The sequence below is a fragment of the Rhizobium sp. L9 genome (assembly GCF_002531885.1).
Lineage (GTDB): Bacteria > Pseudomonadota > Alphaproteobacteria > Rhizobiales > Rhizobiaceae > Rhizobium.
Genome location: NZ_NWSZ01000122.1, coordinates 1 through 519, shown reverse-complemented (window position 1 = coordinate 519; position 519 = coordinate 1). Strand labels below are relative to the sequence as shown.

The following is a 519-nucleotide window of genomic DNA, read 5'->3' as shown; positions in this document are numbered from 1 at the left end:
GGACGGTTTGAGGCGCTTCGGCGGGCTTTAGGGTTATGAGTTCGGCCAGCGCTGGCGAGAAGGCGGTCGCTGGGTTGGAACGCAAGGACGACGGCGTCACCAGAAACGCTTCCACCGTTGGATCGACTCCAATTATCAATTCAGGCCCTCTACCGTAGGAAACTGCCCCGGTCTCGCTGAGGGGATTTTCCTGCACGCCGTCGTTCTTCGGATTGAAAAAGGAAACCATGACCTTTTCGCAATAATTCCGCATGGCTCTCTCGCTTTCTCGGTGATCAGCCGAAGGATTTGCCGCAAGTGCAGTTCTGGTGCGCATTGGGATTGTCGAAGACAAAACCGGAGGTTTCTGGTCCCGTCACGAAGTCGATCGTCATGCCGTTGATGTGTGCTTGCGAGTCTGCGTCAACGAACACCTTGACCCCATTTGTTTCGATCACCGCGTCGCCCTGGCCCTGGACGCTTTCTAGCCCCACCAGGTATTTGTAGCCGGCGCATCCACCTGCCTCGACCGCGATGCGA

At 57.0% G+C, this 519-nt stretch carries 1 protein-coding gene and 1 pseudogene; both read right to left on the bottom strand.

All coding sequences use genetic code 11. The annotated features are described in order from the left end of the window. Nucleotides 1–229, bottom strand: a pseudogene (locus tag CO660_RS32580) (nitrogen fixation protein); the annotation flags it as partial. Nucleotides 230–275: 46 nt separating this feature from the next. Then, nucleotides 276–519: iron-sulfur cluster assembly accessory protein (locus CO660_RS32575; RefSeq protein WP_097601902.1), on the bottom strand; the 244-nt coding region annotated here is incomplete at its 5' end.